The following is a 21,292-nucleotide window of genomic DNA, read 5'->3' as shown; positions in this document are numbered from 1 at the left end:
AGAGTTCAGTCTTTGGGGAGAACTCGGCCGAGCAGTCCGGCGCCCCGGACGTAGAGACCGGGGAAGTGCCGCTTCAGGTGCCAGATGACAGTGGCGTCGATCTGGGGCACCACGTACAGGCGGCCGCTGTCGTGCGCGTCCAAGGTGCGGGCTGCGACGTTCTCGGGAGACAGCCCGGTCCACCGGGCCAGTTGCTGGCTGAGGTTCATCGAGCCGGGGGTGATGCGGCCGTCCTGAAAGACGTTGGTCTTCACGAAGGTCGGGCACAGCACTGTCACCGCGACACCCGTGCCCGCGAGCTCGGCGGCCAGTGTCTCCGACAGCGACATGACGCCCGCTTTGGAGACGTTGTACGGCGCCATCGACGGTGCCGCAGCAAATCCCGCTGCCGAGGCCACGTTGATGATCCCGCCTCGGCCGGCCTCGCGCAGGATCGGCGTGAAGACCTCACACCCGTACACCACACCCCACAGGTTGATTCCGAGCGCCCAGTCCCAGTCCTCGAATCCGATGGCGCCGACGGGCTTGCCGCCGACGCCGACGCCGGCGTTGTTGATCACCAGGGTCGGTGGACCGCCGAAAACACTGGCGGCCTGCTTGGCCAACTGCTCGACTGCGGTGCGATCGGATACGTCGCAGACCACGGCGTGGCCCTTCCCGGTGCGGAGTTCCTCGATCAGCGCCACCGTCTCGTCGGCCCGGTCGGAATCGATATCGGCACAGATGACCTCGCCACCCCTCCGGGCGAGCTCAAGGGCGAACGACCGCCCGATGCCGCTACCTGCGCCGGTCACGACCGCCTTCGCGTCGGTGCAACGCCGATCGCCACGAAAAGCGTTGAGCAGCATGTCGATTCCGAACATCAGCACACCTCCATCTGGGTATCGGGTCGGCCGTCCGCGAGCACGGCGGAGAAGAACCCCGCCGCCCGCCGCAGCGCCGTCGCTGCTTCGGGCGCCAGCCGGGGCAGTGCCTGGAAAACGTGCACCATGGCGGGCCAGACCTCGAGGGTGCTCACCCCTCCGTTCCGGGTGACCTCGGTATCGAGGTAGCGCGCGTCCGCGCTGAGCATTTCGAACTCGCCGACCTGGATCAGCATGGGTGGCAGGCGATCCGCCTTCTCGAAGTCGAGGCGCAGCCGCGGCTGGTCCGGGTTCTGTGCCGCCGTGTACAGCCCGACCAACTGCCGCGCCGCCGTCGCCGACATCGCCGGATCACGGCGCACCTGTTCCTGCTGGAGCGCGAGTGCCATGGTGAGGTCGATCAGAGGGGAGAACAGCACGACTCCGGCGGGCTGGAAACCGGGTTCGTCGGCGTGCTGGAGCAGCAGGTCGCAGGTCAGGTGGCCACCCGCGGAGTCCGCGCCGATCACGACGTCCGATGCCGAATATCCCTGCGCGAGTAACCACCGATAGCCCGCTTCGACGTCGTCGGCGGCGGCCGGGAATCGGTGTTCGGGAGCCAGGCGGTAGTCGACCGAGAAGAACGGGATGCCGGTGGCCTGGGAAAGCCGTGCCACCAGCTTACGGTGCGTGTGTGCCGAACAGATCACGTAGGCGCTGCCGTGGATGTAATAGCCGGCGCGCGTGCCGAACTTCACGCCCGGGCCGATCACCCATTCGCCGCGCAGTCCGGGCCGGCGGACCGGGATGACCCTGGTGCCGTCGGGCATCGATCCTAACGTCCCCATGATGGTGGCGATCAGTCCGCGGGAGAACCACACTCCCGGACGGTTCATCGGGATCACGCCGGTGAGGCAACCCAACGTCCACCGGGTGGTGGCGGCCGCGACGACGGCGCGCAGGGAACGGCCACTGGGCACAGCCGGCAGGTCGGGTGAGGCAACTGCGGTCACGAGGGGTACGTCACCACAGACTGTTACATTTGTCAATGTAACAATCGGCGATGACGTCACGGGCCAGGTGAGCTGGGTGCCGGCTCACCGGGAAGCGGTGGGTGCGCGAAATCGCCCGGCCGCGAACGGAATTCCGGATTGGTGGCGCACGGAGATGGCCGGAGTGCCAGGGGCGACTTCGGCTCAGGTGAAGGTTGCGCTTATTTGCGCTTGGACTTGGTCGCCGTCGGTTGTGCGATCCGTGCGGCCGCGTGGTCGAGGATGCACTCAAGGCCGTACTCGAAGTTCTTCTCGTCGGCCGCGCCGATGCGGTGTCCCTCGGTGGTGACCTGTGCGAGCAGAGGCGTGACTTCCGGGTCGATGACCATGGTCTCTTCGTAGTCGCCCGGTGCGTTGTCGTTGGCCCGGTTCTTTTCGTAGAGGCGGTGCAGCACCACCGAGCCGCGCACGTGTACGGAGACGGCCGAATAGGTGTCGAAGGCGTCCTCGACTGGCAATCCGGCCTCCACCAGGCCGGAGATCGCGGTCTCCATCTCTTGCACGCCGAGGCGTGCGGCACGCGGGCTCAGGGCGGAGCGAATGAGAATGAGATCACACAGAATCGGGTTGCCCATGAAAGCTTTTCGCATGGTCCTGGCGTGGTTGGCCAACGACTCGCGCCAGTCCTTCGCTTCGACGTAAGGAGTGGCGACCACGAACTCGCGGAGTGCGCGGTCGGTCATCGCGTTGAGCAGGTCATCCTTCTTGCGGAAGTACCAGTAGATGCTGGTGACGCCGACGCCGAGATGTTTGCCCAAGAGCGGCATGCTGAGGTTGTCGATCGACACCTGCTCGGCGAGTTCGAATGCACCCTTGATGATGTCTTCGGGATTGATGGACCCGCGTTCGCGCCGTTGACGTTTCTCAGCGGTCGGTTGCTTTGCCACTGCGGGCACCTCCATCGAAATCGATCCTGCTCAAGCCGTCCTGTGGCGCGGGTCAATCGCAGGTGAATTTACCGCCGGCCACCACCTGAACTGCGCCAATGTGCGCGTGTCGCGGGGTCTTGTCGCTGTCGAGCTTACCGGTAGCCTCTCTGTTGCTGCCGTCCACAGTGGGCGCCGAGGCGTCGCTCGGAGGTATTGGACGGGGTTCCGGCTTTTTACTGTAACCCCTATAGTAGGCTTTTCCGGGTAATTGGGCCGCAAGCGAAGGGGCAGTTGGTGTCGGAAGTAGTTCTGCGGGAGCGTCGGGGTCGCACGCTCATCATCACGATCAATCGTCCGGAAGCACGCAACGCGTTCAATCTCGCGGTGGTCCAGGGCCTCGCCGATGCCATGGACGAACTCGACGACACCCCAGAACTGTCGGTGGCCGTCCTGACCGGCGCGGGCGGAAACTTCTGCGCCGGCATGGACCTCAAGGCGTTCGCATCGGGGGAACTGCCTTACGTGCCCGGTCGCGGCGCCGGCTTCACCGAGCGTCCACCGCGCAAGCCGCTGATCGCCGCTGTGGAGGGGTTCGCCCTCGCCGGTGGTACCGAGTTGGTCCTGGCGACCGACCTGGTGGTTGCCTCCAAGGTCGCCAAATTCGGTATCCCCGAGGTCAAGCGGGGTCTGGTCGCCGGTGGCGGTGGCCTGCTGCGGCTGCACCAGCGCATCCCGTACCAGAAGGCGATGGAGCTTGCGCTCACCGGTGATAGCTTCACCGCCGAGGAAGCCGCCGCGTGGGGTTTCGTCAACAAACTGACCGAGCCGGGTGAGGCCCTTGACGGTGCGCTCGAACTCGCCGATCGGATCACCGCCAACGGCCCGCTGGCCGTGGCCGTGACCAAGGAGATCATCGCGTCGTCGTCGGAGTGGTCGGCCGACGAGATGTGGAAGAAGCAGGGCGAACTGCTCGGACCGGTGTTCTCCTCCAATGACGCCAAGGAGGGGGCGATCGCCTTCGCCGAGAAGCGGGCGCCCAATTGGACGGGTTCCTGAGACCGGCGGGCAGGAGCGAAGCGACCGGGGAGTAACTGGCCATGGATCTCGGTTTCGCAGGTGCGGCCACCGTTGTCGTGGGCGGTGGCCGTGGGATGGGTTTCGCAACCGCCCAGTGTCTGGCCGAGGACGGCGCGCGCATAGCGATCGTCGGTCGGTCCCAGGACGTACTCGATACTGCCGCAACGGAGCTGGGTCGGCTGGGATCGCCGGAGGCGGTCGGGATCGTCGCCGACACCTCGGACGGAGCCCAGGTCGAGCGGGCTTTCGTCGAGGTGGGTGAGCGTTGGGGCGAGCTCAACGCGCTGATCAACACGGTCGGCCCCGGGGCCGCGGGCAACTTCGAGGAGTTGACCGACGACCAGTGGCAAGAAGCGTTCGACACGGGCCTGATGGGCATGGTGCGCTGTGTGCGTACCGCACTGCCGTTGCTGCGCAAGGCCGAATGGGCGCGCATCGTCAACTTCTCGGCCCACTCCACCCAGCGGCAGAGCACCCGGTTGCCGGCTTACACGGCAGCCAAGGCGGCCGTGAACAGCGTGTCGAAGAACCTGTCGTTGTTGTTGGCCAAGGACGAGATCATGGTCAATGTGGTTTCCCCGGGCAGCATCTCGTCGGAGGCGCTGCGCGGCTGGGCCGAGACGGTGGGTGTCGACGGTAATGACCCGTACGCGTTGATGGCGGCCATCGACGAGCATTTCGGGCATCCCGCCCACGTACCGCGGGCCGGGCTTCCCAGCGAAATCGGACCTGTTGCAGCGTTTCTCGCATCCAAGCGCAACTCTTACATGACCGGGGCCAACGTCAATGTGGACGGCGGATCGGACTTCATCTAAAGGGGCGACATGGCAAAGGCAGCCGAAGCGCGGGACTGGGCGCGAGGTGCACTGCGCGGGATCGGTGACTCGCTCTATACCCCGTTCTGCGGAACCGACGGTGACGACATCGACTGGGATGCCTACCGATACCTCGTGCGTTACTGCGTCGGCGACCTCGGCCACCAGATGCTCTGGTGTACCAGCGGTTTGGCCGAGTTCTGGGCGCTGACGCTGGCCGAACGCAAGCAGTTGCTCGAGGTGGCGATCGAGGAGGGGCGCCGCGCCAACCCCGATGTCGTGGTCCAGGCCTGCACCGCGGCGACCTCGGCCAAGTACTGCCTGGAACTCACGCTGCATGCGCAGCAGGCCGGCGCCGACATCGTCTACATCCAGACGCCGATGATGGAGGCGCACGCGGGCGAGGGCGTTCTCCGCTTCTTCTCCTACATCGCCGACCGCACGGATATCGCCCTGGGGATGTTCAACTCACCGTCCTCGGGGTACGTGCTGACACCCGACGAAAGCGCCCGGATTGCCGAGGCGATCCCGGCCGTGTGCGCCACCAAGGAGGGTGCGTTCCGGCCCGCGGCGAGCCGTCGGTTGCATGACCTGGCGCCGTATCTGGCGGTCTGGGAATGCGACACCACCGTGTACCGGGCCGGTTGGCTACGCGACGGCATTGTCTGCCCGGCCCAGTTGGGTACGGCCGGATACCTCTACGAGACCCCGCAACGCCGCATCTTCACCGAGTACTGGGACCTGGTGTACGCCGACCGGCTCATCGAGGCGATGGACTTCGGCCGGGAGTCCGGGTTGGACCAGTTCGGCGTGGACATGGGGTCCTGGTTCACCTGTTACCCGGGCCGCGCCGACTATTTCACCCACTGGGCCGACGCGTTCAAGTACGCGGCCTCGGTGCTGGGGCTGCCGGTCGGGGACTACCCGCATTCCCGTCCGCCCCAGGCAATGCTGCCGGATGCTGCCAAGACCCAGATCGAGGCCGCTTATCGCAAGCTCGGTTTGATCGATGACTGAACCGTCTTTGCGCAGGTCGTAGCACTGACACCGAGCTTGCGGAATGCACTACCGATAGGTATACAGTATGTATGTCTGAACGGCTGGTGTGGCATCGGGAGGTATCTGCGCGTGACGGTCGCTGACAGTGTGGGAACCGAGGCGGTCCTCTACGAGGTCACCGATGGCGGGGTTGCGGTGATCACCCTCAACCGTCCCGATCGACTGAACTCCTGGGGTGCGGACATCTCCGCCGGCGTCTACGCGAGTTTCGATCGCGCCGAAGCCGATCCGGCGGTCCGGGCGATCGTCCTGACCGGTAACGGACGCGGATTTTGTGCCGGCGCCTACATGGGCGCGGTACGGGAACTCGGCGCGAGCATCAACGAGGACACCGACGTCAGCAAGATCGTCGGCGAACGTCACCCGCACTTTCTCACCGAACTGCGCAAACCGGTCATCGCCGCCATCAACGGGGCGTGCGTCGGCATCGGTCTCACCCACGCGCTGATGTGCGATGTCCGATTCGCCGCTGCGGGTGCGAAGTTCGCCACCGCGTTCCCGCGTCGCGGGTTGATCGGCGAGTACGGCATCACCTGGATCCTGCCGCGACTGGTCGGCTGGGGTGCCTCGGCGGACCTCCTGTTGTCCGGCCGGACCTTCCTCGCCGAGGAGGCCGCTGCGCTCGGGTTGGTGAAAGAGGTTGTCGCACCTGAGGATCTGCTGACCCGTGCACTGGAGTACGCCGAGGATCTGGCCCGCAACTGCTCGCCGGCGTCGATGGCGGTGATCAAGCGTCAGCTCTACGGCGATGCCAACGACAACGTCATGGACGTCAGTGACCGCGCCGAGAAACTCATGCACGAGTCCATGGTCCGCCCCGACCTCGTCGAGGGCATCACCGCATTCTTCGAAAAACGGCCCCCGAATTTCCCGGCTCTGAAAGAAGGTTGATGACATGACCGAAGCTCCCGAACGGCTTCCGTACCTCGCCGTAGACGTCGACAACCACTACTACGAACCGGTGGACGCGTTCACCCGGCACCTGCCCAAGGAATTCAAGAGCCGCGGTGTCCAGATGGTGCACGACGGTAAACGGACCCTGGCGATGATGGGCGGGACGGTCAATCACTTCATCCCCAACCCCACCTTCGATCCGATCATCGAACCGGGCTGCCTGGATCTGCTGTTCCGTGGTGAGATCCCGGAAGGGGTGGATCCTGCCTCCCTGATGAAGGTCGACCGCCTGGCCGAGCACCCCGAGTACCAGAACCGCGATGCGCGGCTCAAGGTGCTCGACCGCCAACGTCTCGAAACCGTGTTCATGCTCCCGACTTTCGCGTGCGGCGTGGAGGAGGGGCTCAAGCACGATATCGAGGCCACCATGGCCTCCGTACATGCTTTCAACCTGTGGCTCGACGAGGACTGGGGCTTCGACCGGCCCGACGGACGGTTCGTGTCCGCGCCGATCATCTCGCTGGCGGATCCGGTGAAGGCGGTCGAGGAAGTCGAGTTCGTGATCGGCCGCGGGGCCAAGCTGGTGTGCGTGCGGCCCGCTCCGGTACCGGGTGCGGTCCGGCCGCGGTCCCTCGGTGACCCGTCACACGATCCGGTGTGGGCCCGCCTGGCCGAGGCCGGTGTCGCCGTGGTCTTCCATCTGTCCGACTCCGGATACATGGCGGTTCCAGCGCTGTGGGGCGGCAGCGGAGTGTTCAAGGGATTCGGCAAGCGCGATCCGCTCGACATGGTGATCATGGACGACCGTGCCATCCACGACACCATGGCCTCGATGATCGTGCACCAGGTGTTCACCCGGCACCCCAAGCTCAAGGTCGTGAGCATCGAGAACGGCTCCTACTTCGTGTACCGGCTGATCAAGCGACTGAAGAAGGCCGCCAACAACGCGCCGTACCACTTCACGGAGGACCCGGTAGAGCAGCTGCGCAACAACGTCTGGATCGCGCCGTACTACGAGGACGACGTCAAACTGCTCGCCGACACCATCGGCGTCGACAAGATTCTGTTCGGCTCGGACTGGCCGCACGGCGAGGGTCTGGCCGACCCGACCACCTTCACCGCGGACATCCCACAGTTCCCGGAGTTCAGCCTCGAGGACACCCGGAAGGTCATGCGCGACAACGCACTAGAACTCCTCGGTGACCCCGCGCGCACGGCGCCCGGTGTCTCCGGTCTGGTATCGGCGTAGCCACCGAGATGGGCGAATGGACCATCGGCGCCGTCGTCGACGCGATCGCCGAGGCGGTACCCGACCGGGAGATGACAGTGTGCGGCACCCGCCGCACCACCTTCGCGCAGGGTGCTGACCTGACCCGCCGGCTGGCGAACTTCCTGTCCTCGCGGGGGCTGGGTGCCCACCGGGAGCGTCGGGATCTGAACCGTTGGGAATGCGGTCAGGACGTCGTCGCGCTCGTCATGCACAACGACCTGTACCCCGAGATGGTCATCGGCTGTCTCAAGGCGCGCACGGTCCCGGTGAATGTGAACTACAACTACGCACCGGGTGAGGTGGCCGACCTGCTGGCCTACCTGAAGCCCCGTGCGGTGATCTACCACCGTTCCCTGGGGGCGAAGTTCGCTTCCGTATTGGGGGATGAAGCGCTGCAGACCGAGGTGTTGATCTCGATCGACGACGGCGACGGTGCCGAGCTACCGGGTTCGGTGACACTGGAAGAGGCGCTGGCGCAAGGGGATACCGATCGAGGCGCCATCCCTTCCCCCGATGATCTACTGATGGTCTGCACAGGCGGCACGACCGGCCGTCCCAAAGGGGTGATGTGGCGCCAGGGCGACATCTACGTGTCGTCGATGAACGGCGCTGACCACGATCAGGTGAGCGAGATTCACGACAAGGTCGCCCACGCCGGGCCGCCGTGGTTCGCGGTGTCACCGTTGATGCACGCCGCCGGAATGTGGACCGCCTTCTCCGGGCTGCTGTCCGGTCAGACCGTGGTGCTGCACGACACCAAACCTCGATTCGATCCGCGTACCGTGCTCGAAACCGCGCAACGGGAGAGGATCGGGCTGATGACGATGGTGGGCGATGCCTACGCCGCGCCGATCGTGGAGGAGTTGGGCCGACGGTCCTACGACCTGTCCGCGATGTTCGCCATCGGTACCGGAGGTGCTGCGACCAACCCGAAACATCAACGCGCACTGCTGGAACACATCCCGCAGATCACCGTCATCAACGGATTCGGCTCCTCGGAAACCGGCAACATGGGGTTCGGTCACACGCAGCGGGCAACTCCGACTGCCGAGACCTTCCAGCTGCGGGCCGGCGGTCTGGTCCTGGCCGACGACTACTCCCGCTTTCTGGATCCCGGCGACCCCGAGGTCGGTTGGGCTGCACGTAATGGCCGGATCCCACTCGGCTACTTCAACGACGAGGCCGCGACGGTGAAGACCTTCCCCGAGGTGGCCGGCGAACGAGTGGTGGTCTCGGGTGACCGCGCCTCGCTGGAGGCCGACGGCACCTTGCGCCTGTTCGGCCGGGATTCGTTGGTGGTGAACACCGGTGGCGAGAAGGTGTTCGTCGAGGAGATCGAAGAAGTGCTGCGCGCACATCCTCACGTGGTGGATGCGCTGGCGGTGGGCCGCCCGAGTGAGCGGTGGGGCGAAGAGGTCGTGGCGCTGGTGGCGGTGCGGGACACGGTCGACGCGGCCGCGCTTCGAGAGCACTGCGCCACCCGGTTGGCCCGGTTCAAACTCCCCAAGGATGTGCTGTTCGTCGAGGAGATCCGCCGGCTCGGCAACGGCAAGGCTGACTATCGCTGGGCCAAGGGCCTGGCCTCCCAACAGGCGGAGATGAAGGCATGACTTACAAGGTGATTGACTGTCTGGCCAACGTGCACTTCGGCGAGACCCAGAACCAGCCCACCTTCATGAAGAAGGTGCGTGACGATTACTTCAAGGGCCCGACGTCGATGTATGACCCCATCGACCTGTCGGAGATGCTCGACGAGATGGACACCCACGGGGTGCAGAAGGCCATCCTGATGGATTCGCTGGCCAAACCGTCGGTCACCGCGCGGAAGTTCGTCGAGGCGCATCCCGACCGCTTCGCGCTGGCGATGGGCGGGGTGAACCTGCTGCGGCCCATCCCGTCGTTGCGTGAACTCGCTGCCATAGCCGCCGACCTGCCGGTGGCCTATACCGTTGTCGGACCCAGTTTCTGGGGAGACGGGCAGTACCCACCTAGTGACGCGGTGTACTACCCGCTCTACACCAAGTGCGCGGAACTCGAGTTGCCGTTGTGCGTCAACACCGGCCTGCCCGGTCCGCCGATCCCGGGCGAGGTGCAGAATCCGATCCACCTCGACCGCGTGTGCGTCCGGTTCCCGGAGTTGAAGCTGTGCATGATCCACGGGGCAGATCCGTGGTGGGACATCGCGATCCGCATGCTGATCAAGTATCAGAACCTACGGTTGATGACGTCGGCGTGGTCGCCGAAGCGGCTGCCGGAGTCGCTGCTGCACTTCATGCGTACCCGGGGGAAAGGCAAGGTCATCTTCGCCTCGGATTTCCCCGTGCTGCGTATGCAACGCGTGGTGCCCGAGGCACTGGCGCTGGATCTGCCGGAAGACGTGCTGGACAACTACCTCTACAACAATGCCGCGGAGTTCTTCTTCGGCCAGAATCAGGAGAGCTGATGGACCGCTACGAACTGCGCAGGCTGGACTACAGCCTCACCGAGGACCACGTCGACCTGCAGACCGCGTACCGGCAGTTCTTCAAGACGCACTCCGACATCGAGACCGTACGTGCGGCCGAACCGGCAGGCTTCGACAAGAGTCTGTGGGAACGGTTGTGCGCCATGGGCGCCACCACCATGGCGCTGCCGGAATCCGTCGGCGGCGACGGCGCGACACTGGTGGATCTGACCCTGGTGGCCGAGGAACTGGGTCGGTCGCTGGCGCCGGTGCCGTGGATCGACCACGTCGTGGCGGGGCGGTTGCTGGCCAGGCTGGGGGCGTGCGAATCCGAAGAGATCGTGCAGGGCACCCAGATCATCGCGCTCGATCCCGCGCAGGTCGCACCGACCGGGCCGCGCCTCATCCCGACTGCGTCGATCGCCGACCACATCGTCGTCCGCGACGGCGACGACGTCGTGCAGTTGAGCTTCTCGACGCGCCCGGCCCGGGTCGACAACATCGGCAAGCTGCCGATGGCGTGGGTAGACCCAGCCGCCGCGGACACCCGCGTGGTGTTGGCCAGCGGTGCCGGCGCCCTGGCGGAATACCAACGGGCCTTGGACGAATGGCGTCTGCTGACCGCAGCAGCGCTGGTGGGTCTGGTCGAGGAGACCATGACGATCGCCGCCGAGTTCGCCAAGTCGCGCTACACCCTGGGTGTGCCGATCGGGACGCTGCAAGGTATCTCCCACCCGCTGGCCAACATCGCCATCACCGTCCAGAGCGGGCGGGGCCTGGTGCGGCGGGCGGCATGGTTCCTCGACAACGAGCCCGACGAGCGGCCGGAACTGGCCCCCTCGGCGTTCGTATTCATGGCCGAGGAGGCCGCCAAGGCTGCCACCACGGCGGTACACGTCCAAGGTGGACTGGGGGTGTCCGCCGAGGCGGCGGCCACCGCGTACCTGGTGCGGGCCCGCGGCTGGGCCCTCGCCGGCGGTGACCCGGGTGCCACCGCGGTCCGCATTGCTCAGATCGTCGCGGCTCGCGAGAGCCGGGAAGTCACAAAGGTTTAGGGGAACAGACGTGGATTTCTCAACAGTCGAACTGTCCGCGGAGGACGAGGCGTTCCGCACCGAAGTGCGCGAATTCCTGTCGAGTGTCGTGACCGAAGAGGTCATCCGCCACGACCGTGAAACCGGTGACAACTTTCACGAGGGCGCGCACCTGGCCCTGGGCGCTGCCGGTTATCTGGAGAAGGAATGGAAGACCGAGGCCGACGGCGGCTTTTCCCGGGTGCGCAGGCGGATCTGGGAGCTGGAGAAGCGCCGGGCCGAGGTGCCGTGGGTGACCTGGGGGACCACGTCGATGGTGGCGCGGTCGGTCGCGAAGTTCGCCTCCCCGGAGATCCGAGACGACGTGCTGCGCGGGGTGTTCGACGGCACCGTGCGGTTGTGCCTGGGCTACACCGAGCCCGAGGGCGGCTCCGATGTGGCCACCTGCAAGACCCGCGCCGTCCGTGACGGCGGCCAGTGGGTGATCAACGGTTCCAAGATGTTCACCACCGGTGCACACAACTGCCAGTACGTCTTCCTGATCACCAACACCGATCCGGAAGCGCCGAAGCACAAGAGCCTGACCATGTTCCTGGTGCCTCTGGACTCCGAGGGCATCGAGATCCAGGGCATCCGGACCGTCGACGGTGACCGCACCAACATCGTCTACTACTCCGATGTGCGGGTCGACGACAAGTACCGGCTCGGCGATGTGAACGGCGGCTGGACGGTGGTCCGTGAACCGCTCGATGCCGAGCACGGGGCGGTCGCCGCCGCCGACGACGGTCTGGCCGACGTCGCGATCATGATGCATCAGGCCGGATTCATGGCCGAGGCCGCCGACAACGTGGCCGCGCTGGTGGGCACTCCAGATGTCAGTGGTCGCGCGGCCATCGACGACGGATCGGTGGCATATCGCCTGGGGCGCAGCGTGGCACGCATGGAGGCCTCACTGTCCTCGCCGAGTATTTTCGGTCGGGTGGCGCTGGCGCAGACCATGCGTGACATCGCCCCGGATCTGATGGACATCGCGGGATCGGTTGCCGCACTGCCGATCGGAGCCGACGGGGGAGCAGACGACCGCAGTGAGTACGTCTACCGCTTCGCGCCCTTGGTCGGTATCTACGGTGGCACGCTCGAGGTGTTCCGCAACATGATCGCCCAACATGTGCTCGGGCTGGGCAAGCCGAACTACTCACCGCCCAAGGCGAAGGTTTCGTAGTCGGGTCACCCCGCTCTTTACAAAATATGTAACGAGTGTCACTCTGGTGCTGTGCGGTGGAAGTTCGCGGAACAGTAGATCGACGACTGTCGAACTGTTCGGCTTCCGTCGAGTTACCCTGACCCGGAGGTAGATTCGTGACTCCCGCGACCCTGGTGTTCGACCCGTTCTCCGCCGAGTACTTCTAGGACCCGTATCCGATCTATCAACGGATGCGTGATGAGGCGCCCGTCTACTACAGCGAGGAATACGACTTCTACGCGCTCACCCGTCATGCCGATGTGGCGGCGGCGCTCAAGGACAATGATCCGCCCGAACACCGCCGGATGCGCAGCCTGGTCAACAAGGTTTTCACGCCTCGCGCCATCGCCGCGCAAGAGGCGCTGGTGCACGAACTCGTCGACCGATACCTGGCGATGCTCGATCCCGAGGGATTCGACGTGGTCGCCGACTTCTCGGCGCTCTTCCCCGTCGAGGTGATCACCGGCATGCTCGGCGTGCCCGAGGACTTCCGGCAGACGTTCCGGATCAATCAGGACATCGGGTTGCGACGTGAACCTGGTCAGGTCGGGATGACCGACGAAGGCCGACAGGCGATGTTGGAGAACGGCATGGCGATCTTCAACCTGATCCAGGAGCGCAGGGTCGAACCACGTGACGACATGATCAGCTCGCTCATCGCCGTGGAGGTGGAACGCGAGGACGGCACGTCAACCAAGCTCGACGACGTCGAAATCGCCGGGTTTGCGATCCTTTTGGGCGGGGCTGGCGCCGAAACGGTCACCAAGCTGATTGGTAACGCCGCGGTCATGTTCTCCCGGTACCCCGATCAGTGGGCCAAGCTGCGCGCCGATCGCAGCCTGATACCTTCCGCGATCGAAGAGCTCCTCCGATATGACGCCCCAGCGCAGTACGCAGTGCGGTCCACGACCAGAGCCATCGAACTACACGGCGTGCAGATTCCGGCGGATAGCACCGTGATGTTGGTCGAGGCGTCGGCGAACCGCGACGATCGGGCATTCAACGACGCCGGCCGGTTCGATATCGAGCGAGACCGCACCGAAGCCCAGAACCTCGGATTCGGCTACGGCATCCACAGTTGTCTCGGTGCGGCACTGGCCCGGATGGAATGCCGCATCGCGCTTGATCGACTGCTCGATTTCATGCCCGAGTTCGATGTCGACTATGACGGGTTGCGTCGAGTCGCCATGACCAGCGTCGCCGGTTACGAGAACGTTCCGGTCCGGGTCCGCGTCCCTGCCGGGGACGGGTAGCCACCCGCCCCGTCGAGCGCGAAGAACAGCTAGGCGCTGGTCAGGGCCGGCGGTTTGGCGGCTTCCGGATCCGGGTTGGCGATCGGCAGGCCCATGAACCGGCGTGCATTGTCACCCATGAAGTCATAGGTGCGACGGATGTCCATGCCCTCGGCGTACTTCCAGAAGCCCTTGGGCTCGGCCAGCCCTTCGGGATGCGGATAGTCCGAGCCGAACAGCACCTTGTCCCACCCGACGGTTTCCACCACGTCGGATACGCAGCCCTCCCAGAATGGACTGACCCAGATGTTGCGGCGGAACACGTCGTGTGGATGCTCGGGGAAGTTCTGCGGCATCTTCTTGTACAGGTCGGCGAAATCGTGGAACAGCGGGAAGATCCAGCTGCTGCCGTTCTCCACACTCGCGATGCGCAGCTTCGGGAACCGGGTCAGGGTGCCGTGGCAGATCAGCGCGGTCAGCATGTCGGCGATCTCGCGGTGGCCCAACACCATCCAGCGGAATGCACTCTGCGCCATGAAGTTCTGGGTGTAGGGCGGCTCCCACTTGTTGACGTAGTCATCGAGCGGGGGATAGCTGGCGTGCAGGACGATCGGCAGACCGGCGGCCTCGACGTCCCGCCAGAACGGGTCGAATTCCGGCAGGGCAGGCGAACGCCAGCCGTGCAGGCCGTTGACCGGGCCCGGTTTGATCAGGGCGACCTTGGCGCCGCGCTCCAGGATCCAGGCCAGTTCGCGTTGTGCCGCGTCGACTTCGGACAGATTGATGATCGGTGTGGAGAACACCCGGTCGGCGTAGGCGAAGCTCCAGTGTTCGAGGATCCACTGGTTGAGGGCGTGAACGATCGCCAGCGTCAGCTGCGGGTCATCGGCACTGGAGTGCTCGACCAGGCTGCCCAGGGTGGGGTAGTTCAGCGCCTCGACGACACCCTGGCGGTCGAGTTCGGCGACCCGGTCCTCCGGGTTGCGGGTGGCCGCGGGCGCGTCGATGGCCTTGCCCTGCATCTCGCGCAGCGTCAGACCGTCGGTGTTCTCCCCGGCGAAGAACTTCTCGTGTGCCCCGGGTGCCGCGACGCGTTCGAAGGTCGGGTTGGGGATGAAGTCGGTGACCCGGTTGTTGATCACCACCCGGGTCTGCCGGCCGATCTGCGCGTACTGCACGGCCCGTGAGTACTTCTCCGGCAGGAACTTCGTCAGTGCCTCGCCGGTCTCGTACATGTGCTGGTCGGCATCGAAAATCGGTGCGTTCCGGAACTGTTCGGTCATGTCTGTGGTTCCTTTTGTCCGGCGATGAAGATCAGCGGGTCAGGACGGTGGCGCCGGCAGTGCCGGGTGCGCCGTAGAGCTGGGCGAACCCGACGCGGGGGTTGCCGGGCACCTGGCGGTCGCCGGCTTCGCCGCGCAGCTGCCGCACGAGTTCGTGGATCTGCCGCAGGCCCGAGGCGCCGATCGGCTCGCCGTTGGCGATCAGTCCGCCGTCGGTGTTGACCGGTAGTGATCCACCGATCTCGGTTGCGCCGTCGACCAGCAGCTTCTCCTGGTCGCCGTCGGCGCAGAAGCCGCATTCGGCCATGTGGATGATCTCGGCACCGGCGTCGGTGTCCTGAAGTTGTACGACGTCGACGTCTTCGGGTGCCACCCCGGCCTTTTCGAACGCGGCGCGAGCGGCGTACACCGTGGGTGCCACGTCCTCCTCGACTGCTGCGCACGTGGTGTTGACCTCGTAGGCGCCGTAACGGCGGGTCCGCACCTCGACGGCCTTGAGGTACACCGGCTTGTCGGTGTAGCGGTGGGCGATGTCGGCACGGCACATCACGACCGCGGCCGCACCCTCGTCGGGCGCGCAGAACATGTACTGGGTCAACGGGTAGTTGAGCATCGTCGAGTTGAGGATGTCGTCCTCGCTGATCGGCTTGCGCCGGAACGCGTTCGGGTTGAGCGCACCGTTGCGGAAGTTCTTGTTGGCCACCCTGGCCAGCGTGCGCTGCGAGATATTGTGCTCGTGCAGGTAGCGGTTGGCCTTCATGCCGAAGAACTGGGTGGTCAGGTACTGGCCGTTCTCCGCGTACCAACTGGGCATGCCGACCAGGGCGGGATCCTCGGTGAACGCGCCGCGCGGGTGCTTGTCCAGGCCGACGGCGATGCCGATGTCGTAGTCGCCGAGTCGGATTCCGTCCGCGCACGCCTTGGTGGCACTCGCCGCGGTGGCACATGCGTTGAACACGTTGGTGAACGGGATGCCGGTCAGCCCGACCATCCCGACGATGGCGTCCGGGTTGGCCACCGTCCAACTGCCGCCGGTCGCGGCGCCGATGTCTTTCCAGTCGACTCCGGCGTCGGCGACGGCGGCGAAGATCGCGTCGACGCCCATCTGCATCGCGGACTTGCCCTCGAATCGGCCGAACGGATGGATACCGACGCCGATGATGGCTACATCGTTGGTCATGCGCGGCCTCTCTAGATGGGCTGGAAGGCGAAGGTGACGATTTCGTTGCCTTCGTCGTCGGTGGTGAACGGGATCATGGTGAGTTCGACGTTCATGCCGAATTGCAGTTTGGCGGGGTCGTTTTCGGTGAGGCGGCCTTCGACGCGCAGGACGGGTCCGGTGTCGTCGGCGAGTTCGACCAGGCCGACGCCGAAGGGGACGAAGTCCTTGCCGGTGGGGCCCTTGTAGGGGGCTCCGGGTGGGAAGCCCTGGGTGGTCCAGGCGATGACGGTGCCGCGTCGGGGCAGGTTCACCTGTTCGGTGTTGCCGCCGGAGCATTTGGGGCAGCGGGCCTGGGCGGGGAAGGTGGTGGCCGTGCAGTCGGTGCAGCGGCTGCCGATCAGCTGGGGTTCGGCGTCGGGCCAGGTCGAGATCTCGGGCGCCAGGGCCTTCTGCATGGGTCCGCTTCCTCCGTGATCAGCCGAAAATGTCTAGCAACTGTAACTCTTACAGTAACGTAGTCCAAGTGACCGAGCACAAGGGTGACTCCGCGGCTGACACCAAGTCCACGTTCTGCCGGATCTGTGAGCCGCTGTGCGGGATGATCGCCACGATCGAGGACGGCCGCCTGACCGCCCTGCGGCCTGACAAGGACCATCCGCTGTCGGCCGGATTCGCCTGTCAGAAGGGCATCGCGTTCACCGAGGTGGTCAACGATCCCGATCGGGTCATCCGACCGATGAAGCGGATTCCGGACGGCTTTGAACCGGTGAGCTGGGACGAAGCGCTCGACGACATCGCGGCCCGGCTCACCGAGATCCACCGCCGCCACGGATCGGGTGCTCTGGCCTGGTACATGGGTAACCCCGCGGCTTTCAGCTACTCGCACCTGTTCGCCGCGATGGCGTTCGCCAAGGGTATCGGCGGCGACAGCCATTTCTTCAGCTCCTCGACCCAGGACACCAGCAGCCGGCTGTTGGCCAACCAGTTCCTCTACGGCGCACCGTTCCCGGTGCCCATCCCGGACCTGGTGCGTACCGATCTGCTGGTCATGCTCGGCGCGAATCCGGTGGTGTCGCACGGCAGTTTCCTCACCGCACCGCGGATCAAGGACCGCATGCACGACATCGTGAAGCGCGGTGGACGGGTCGTGGTGGTCGATCCGCGGCGAAGTGAAACCGCCGCCCAGTTCGAGTGGCTCGGGATCATCCCGGATTCCGATGCGTATCTGCTGATGTCGATCCTGCAGGTGCTGTTCACCGAGGGGCTGGTCAGTGCGCGGGCCCGGACACAGGCCGAGGGCCTGGACTGGCTGCAAGAGCAGTGCGCACCGTTCACGCCGGAGCGGACCCGACAACACACCGGCATCGACCCGGACACCGTGCGCGCGTTGGCCCGCGATCTCGCCGCCACCGAACGGGCCGCGGTCTACGGCCGGTTGGGCACCTGCGTCGGGCGCAACGGCACGCTGACCACCTACCTGCTCGATGCGGTCAATCTCGTCGCCGGGAACCTGGATACCCCGGGCGGCAGTGTGTTCAGCACGCTGGGTATCCCCGGTCAGAGGTGGGGATCGATGGCGATGGGCGCCTCGCTGCGCCGGAGCTATCGCACCAAGCGCACCCGGGTCGGCGGCCTGCCGTTGGTCATCGGGGCCGAGCCCGCGGCGTTCATGGCCAAGGAGATCACGACACCCGGTCGGCGGCAGGTCAGGGCGATGTTCATCGGCGCGGGGAATCCGGTGCTGTCGGTCCCCAACGGCCTCGAGATGGAAAATGCGCTGGAATCGTTGGATCTTTCGGTCGGCCTGGACCTCTACGTCAACGAGACCACCGCACACTGCGACTACGTGTTGCCCGTGACGACGATGTACGAACGTGACGACTTCGCGGTCACGTTCCAGATGTTCCAGGCCACCCCCTTCCGTCAGGTCACCGATGCGGTGGTGGCCCCGCGCGGCCAGGCCCGCACCGAATGGGACATCGTCGTCGACCTGATCAGCCGAATGAAGGTTCGCACACCGGTTTTCGTCGCGCTGCGGATGGCGGCCAGGCGGGCGACGCGACGCGGGAAGCGGCTCAGCCCGCGGCCGGTGATCGACGGAATGATCCGGATGGCCGACGGCGGTGACCGTTTCGGGTTGCGCCGCGGCGGGCTGACGTTCCGCCGCTTGGCCGAAGAGCATCCGCACGGTGTGGTGGTGGCACCGAACATCCGTACCGGCGTGCTCGGCGAGGTCGTGGTGTACCCGAAGGGGCGGATCCGGCTCGAACACGAGGACATCGCCTCCGAGATCACCGCGCTGTCGCGACGAGCCGAGCCCGACGGTTACCCGCTGCGCATGATCGGCATGCGTGAACCGCGCTCCGAGAACTCCTGGTTGCACAATTCACCGTTGCTCATGCGCGGCAAGAGGATTCACCGCGCACTCATGCATACCGAGGATGCTGCTGCCCGTCACCTCGCCGACGGCGACGCGGTGCGGGTGCGCTCGCCCTACGGTCAGATCGACATCGCACTGTCGCTCACCGATGACATCGTGCGCGGCACCGTCGCGATACCGCACGGTTGGGGCCACCGGGGGAACGGCGGCTGGCGGATCGCCAATCAGGCGGGTGGGGCCAACGTCAACCAGTTGATGTCGAGCGATCCGGCCGATATCGAGGCGCTGGCCGGCATGTCCTGGCTGACGGGGGTGCCGGTGCAGGTGGAAGCCTGCTGACTTCTATACTGTAAGTGTTACAGTTGAGCGCGTGAGCGAAGTCGTGGACCAGTCTGTCACCAGTGTGGACATCGGGCGGCGCGCCGCCGGCCGGGCCGAGAAGCGGATGCTGATCGACGGGGAGCTGGTGGCCGCGGCGTCCGGCGCGGAATTCGAGAATCTGAGTCCGGCCACGGGCCTGGTGCTGGGAACCACGGTGGCCGCCGGTGCCCAGGACATGGATCGAGCGATCGGAGCGGCCCGCCGCGCGTTCGACGAATCCGACTGGAGCACCAATCGCGGATTGCGGCAGCGTGTTCTGGCCCAGTTGCAAGAGGCTATCGAATCCGAAAAAGACGATCTGCGTGAGGAATTGATCGCCGAGGTGGGCTGCCCGGCGATGACGACGGAGAATGCCCAGCTGGACTGGCCGCTGGCCGACGCGCTGCGGTATCCGTCCCGGCTGATCGACGAATTCGAATGGGAGCGCACGCTCGACGGCGGCGGGCTGTTCGGTGAGCGCAACGCCCGCACCGTGGTCAAGGAAGCGGTCGGAGTGGTCGCCGCGATCACCCCGTCGAATTTCCCGATCGAGGTGATCCTCAACAAGCTCGGACCGGCGCTGGCCGCAGGCAACACCGTGGTGCTCAAACCCGATCCCAACACGCCGTGGAACGCCACCCGGCTGGGCCGGTTGATCGCCGAGCGCACCGACCTGCCGCCGGGCGTCGTCAACGTCGTCCCGACACCGTCCAACGAGGTGGCCGGACAGTTGGGCACCGACCCCCGCGTCGACATGGTGTCGTTTACCGGATCCACAGCCGTCGGCAGACATCTGATGCGGGTCGGTGCGGACACCATGAAACGCACCTTCCTCGAACTCGGCGGCAAGTCGGCGATGATCGTGCTCGACGACGCCAAGCCCGGCCACATCATCCCCGGTGCGATCGGGGCGTGCGTGCACGCCGGGCAGGCGTGTGCGGCCAATACCCGGATGCTGGTGCACCGCAGCCTGTTCGACGAGGCAGTCGCCCACGTGACGATGGCGTTCGGCGCGGTGCCGGTGGGTGATCCGGCATTGCCGACCACGCTGGTCGGCCCGCTGATCACCGCGGCGGCCAAGCAACGTGTGCTCGATGCCATCGAGAGTGCCCGCCGCGACGGCGCCGACGTCGTGGTCGGCGGCGGTGTGCCCGACGGGTTGCCCGCGCATCTCGCAGATGGACACTTTGTCGCACCCACCGTGATCGTGGGGGCCGATCCGGGCTCGTCGATCGCCCAGGACGAGGTGTTCGGTCCGGTGCTGGTGATGCTCCCGTTCGACGATGATGACGAAGCGGTACGGATCGCCAATGACAGTGCGTTCGGCTTGGCCGGTGCGGTGATGTCGGCGTCGTCCGAGCGGGCGATGGGGATCGCCCGGCGGATCAGGACCGGCGCAATCGGTGTCAACGGCGGCATGTACTACGGCGCTGATGCCCCGTTCGGTGGATACAAGAACAGCGGTGTCGGAAGACAGTGCGGCATCGAGGGGTTCGCACAGTACACCGAGACCAAGACCATCGGCTGGCGCCTGCCCCGGCAGTGAGATTGCTGCTCGGCAGAGGTGATTTACCCCTGTGCGGTGGCGAACGATGCAGCGCGATCGAGGATGCTGTCGAGAATGTGGTCGAAGTTGATGTCGTCGGCCATCCCGATCCGGTAGCCCCGCCCGGGAATCGAGGCGATCAACGGCATCGCCTCGGCGTCGAGCACCTGCTCCCAATACTCCCGCGGGAACTGGACTTCGGCGGTGCGGCTCTGCAGCCGCTGCAGCACAGACGAACTGCGCACCAGCACCGAGATGGCCGTGTAGGTGTCGAATGCCTGTTTGGCGGTGAGGCCGGCTGCCACCAGGGCGGCCACGGGTTGTTCGATCTTCTCGAGTGCGGTGCGCGCCGCCGGAATCCCTCGGGTGCCGCGGATCAGGATGAGATCGCACACGATCGGATTGTCCGTGAACACCTTCCGCATGCGGTGGGCATGGGCGCGGAGGGATGCACGCCAGTTGCCGGTCTCGATGGACAGCACGCTGAAGTCGTATTCGCGCAGGACCTGTTCGGTCATCGCGTCGAGCAGGTCGTCCTTGCGCCGGAAGTACCAGTAGATACTGGTGACCCCGACGTCGAGATGGCGGGCAAGCTGCGGCATGCTGAGGTTGTCGATCGACTCCTGCCCGGCTACTTCGAAAGCACCACAAAGGATTTCGTCGATGCTGATGGATCCGCGTTCGCGGCGCCGGCGTCCGTTGGTGCGTGCGGGCGTGGCCATGACAGCGTC

General features: G+C 65.7%; 18 protein-coding genes and 1 pseudogene. 12 read left to right on the top strand and 7 right to left on the bottom strand.

What is annotated here, in order from left to right; translation table 11 throughout:
• Positions 1-5: 5 nt before the first annotated feature.
• The 3 genes from G6N44_RS08360 to G6N44_RS08350 form a co-directional block, all read right to left on the bottom strand.
• Positions 6-863: an SDR family NAD(P)-dependent oxidoreductase gene (locus G6N44_RS08360; RefSeq protein ID WP_163662943.1), complete on the bottom strand. Its 858-nt coding sequence runs from the start codon at positions 861-863 to the stop codon at positions 6-8.
• Complete coding sequence (locus G6N44_RS08355) at positions 863-1,855, bottom strand: alpha/beta hydrolase (RefSeq protein WP_235682976.1); 993 nt, start codon at positions 1,853-1,855, stop codon at positions 863-865. Before G6N44_RS08355 ends, G6N44_RS08360 begins: the two co-directional genes overlap by 1 nt.
• A 200-nt stretch (positions 1,856-2,055) precedes the next feature.
• Positions 2,056-2,796 carry a TetR/AcrR family transcriptional regulator gene (locus G6N44_RS08350; RefSeq protein ID WP_179964497.1) on the bottom strand — a complete coding sequence of 247 codons (741 nt, stop codon included), beginning with the start codon at positions 2,794-2,796 and terminating at the stop codon, positions 2,056-2,058.
• 261 nt (positions 2,797-3,057) lie between these two features.
• On the opposite strand from G6N44_RS08350, the gene G6N44_RS08345 reads away from it, so the two are divergent.
• From G6N44_RS08345 to G6N44_RS08300, 10 genes and pseudogenes are all read left to right on the top strand, one after another.
• Positions 3,058-3,819, top strand: coding sequence for a crotonase/enoyl-CoA hydratase family protein (locus tag G6N44_RS08345; protein ID WP_003881296.1), 762 nt, complete (start codon positions 3,058-3,060; stop codon positions 3,817-3,819).
• Between the two features lie 41 nt (positions 3,820-3,860).
• Entirely contained in the window at positions 3,861-4,655 is a 795-nt protein-coding gene (locus tag G6N44_RS08340; protein ID WP_163662940.1) for an SDR family NAD(P)-dependent oxidoreductase, read from the top strand.
• Positions 4,656-4,664: 9 nt separating this feature from the next.
• Positions 4,665-5,672: a dihydrodipicolinate synthase family protein gene (locus G6N44_RS08335; RefSeq protein ID WP_163662937.1), complete on the top strand. Its 1,008-nt coding sequence runs from the start codon at positions 4,665-4,667 to the stop codon at positions 5,670-5,672.
• 111 nt (positions 5,673-5,783) lie between these two features.
• Positions 5,784-6,605, top strand: a complete 822-nt coding sequence (locus G6N44_RS08330) for an enoyl-CoA hydratase (protein WP_163662934.1) — start codon at positions 5,784-5,786, stop codon at positions 6,603-6,605.
• Positions 6,606-6,609: 4 nt separating this feature from the next.
• The gene (locus G6N44_RS08325; RefSeq protein ID WP_163662931.1) at positions 6,610-7,857 is read left to right on the top strand and encodes an amidohydrolase family protein; all 1,248 of its coding nucleotides are present in this window, start codon (positions 6,610-6,612) and stop codon (positions 7,855-7,857) included.
• Positions 7,858-7,865: 8 nt separating this feature from the next.
• On the top strand, positions 7,866-9,488 hold the full coding sequence (locus G6N44_RS08320; protein ID WP_163662927.1) for an acyl-CoA synthetase: 1,623 nt from the start codon (positions 7,866-7,868) through the stop codon (positions 9,486-9,488).
• Positions 9,485-10,321, top strand: a complete 837-nt coding sequence (locus tag G6N44_RS08315) for an amidohydrolase family protein (RefSeq protein ID WP_163662923.1) — start codon at positions 9,485-9,487, stop codon at positions 10,319-10,321. The genes G6N44_RS08320 and G6N44_RS08315 overlap by 4 nt, the downstream gene beginning before the upstream one ends.
• On the top strand, positions 10,321-11,376 hold the full coding sequence (locus G6N44_RS08310) for an acyl-CoA dehydrogenase family protein (RefSeq protein WP_163662920.1): 1,056 nt from the start codon (positions 10,321-10,323) through the stop codon (positions 11,374-11,376). The genes G6N44_RS08315 and G6N44_RS08310 overlap by 1 nt, the downstream gene beginning before the upstream one ends.
• A 10-nt stretch (positions 11,377-11,386) precedes the next feature.
• Positions 11,387-12,577 carry an acyl-CoA dehydrogenase family protein gene (locus G6N44_RS08305; protein ID WP_163662917.1) on the top strand — a complete coding sequence of 397 codons (1,191 nt, stop codon included), beginning with the start codon at positions 11,387-11,389 and terminating at the stop codon, positions 12,575-12,577.
• Between the two features lie 137 nt (positions 12,578-12,714).
• Positions 12,715-13,851: pseudogene (locus G6N44_RS08300) on the top strand (cytochrome P450).
• 29 nt (positions 13,852-13,880) lie between these two features.
• Here G6N44_RS08300 and G6N44_RS08295 read toward each other — a convergent pair.
• The 3 genes from G6N44_RS08295 to G6N44_RS08285 are packed head-to-tail and all read right to left on the bottom strand — an operon-like array spanning position 13,881 to position 16,730.
• Complete coding sequence (locus tag G6N44_RS08295) at positions 13,881-15,113, bottom strand: amidohydrolase family protein (protein ID WP_163662914.1); 1,233 nt, start codon at positions 15,111-15,113, stop codon at positions 13,881-13,883.
• A 31-nt stretch (positions 15,114-15,144) separates the two neighbouring features.
• On the bottom strand, positions 15,145-16,293 hold the full coding sequence (locus tag G6N44_RS08290; RefSeq protein ID WP_163662911.1) for a thiolase family protein: 1,149 nt from the start codon (positions 16,291-16,293) through the stop codon (positions 15,145-15,147).
• A gap of 11 nt (positions 16,294-16,304) precedes the next feature.
• Positions 16,305-16,730 (bottom strand): Zn-ribbon domain-containing OB-fold protein, encoded by a 426-nt coding sequence (locus tag G6N44_RS08285; protein ID WP_163662908.1) that lies wholly within the window; start codon positions 16,728-16,730, stop codon positions 16,305-16,307.
• 143 nt (positions 16,731-16,873) lie between these two features.
• Here G6N44_RS08285 and G6N44_RS08280 point away from each other — a divergent pair, with 143 nt between their 5' ends.
• On the top strand, positions 16,874-18,994 hold the full coding sequence (locus G6N44_RS08280) for a molybdopterin-containing oxidoreductase family protein (protein ID WP_235683060.1): 2,121 nt from the start codon (positions 16,874-16,876) through the stop codon (positions 18,992-18,994).
• A 106-nt stretch (positions 18,995-19,100) separates the two neighbouring features.
• On the top strand, positions 19,101-20,561 hold the full coding sequence (locus G6N44_RS08275) for an aldehyde dehydrogenase family protein (protein ID WP_276039134.1): 1,461 nt from the start codon (positions 19,101-19,103) through the stop codon (positions 20,559-20,561).
• Between the two features lie 23 nt (positions 20,562-20,584).
• Here G6N44_RS08275 and G6N44_RS08270 read toward each other — a convergent pair whose 3' ends face one another.
• A complete protein-coding gene (locus G6N44_RS08270) occupies positions 20,585-21,283 on the bottom strand; it encodes a TetR/AcrR family transcriptional regulator (protein ID WP_163662896.1) in 699 nt (232 codons plus the stop codon).
• Positions 21,284-21,292 lie beyond the last annotated feature (9 nt).

Source organism: Mycolicibacterium alvei, assembly GCF_010727325.1.
In the GTDB taxonomy this organism is placed as follows: Bacteria; Actinomycetota; Actinomycetes; order Mycobacteriales; family Mycobacteriaceae; genus Mycobacterium; species Mycobacterium alvei.
Note: the sequence above shows the minus strand (reverse complement) of the source record. Positions and strands in the feature narration are given on the sequence as shown.